This is a genomic window from Arthrobacter sp. GMC3, from assembly GCF_002929305.1.
Classification (GTDB): Bacteria; Actinomycetota; Actinomycetes; order Actinomycetales; family Micrococcaceae; genus Specibacter.
In genome coordinates, this window is record NZ_PJIO01000136.1 from 1 (window position 1) to 274 (window position 274).

Here is a 274-nt window from a genome sequence, read left to right on the forward strand (position 1 = left end):
GCCACTGTCGGCCAGCTCCTTGCGCGACACGCGACGCGTGAGGTTCTGCATGATCGCCGTCGTCGCCTCGACACCGACGTCGGCGGTGAGCAGACGGGTTTCCAGTTCGTCGAGCAGGTCATCGTCGATGGCCTTCTTGCCGAGGAACAGGCTGGCCATGCCTTCACCGATGCTCGAGCTGGTCTTGGACAGCCCTTGCTTGAGGCGGGCGAAGAAGCCGAGCTTGGCCGGTGCTTCGGCGGGCGCTGCCGCGGCGACCGGCACCGGCGCTATT

General features: G+C 66.8%; 1 protein-coding gene. It reads right to left on the reverse strand.

All coding sequences use genetic code 11. The annotated features are described in order from the left end of the window. Positions 1-274, reverse strand: a 274-nt coding sequence (locus tag CXQ94_RS24000) for a signal recognition particle receptor subunit alpha (protein WP_181034376.1), incomplete at both ends; no start/stop codon positions are given.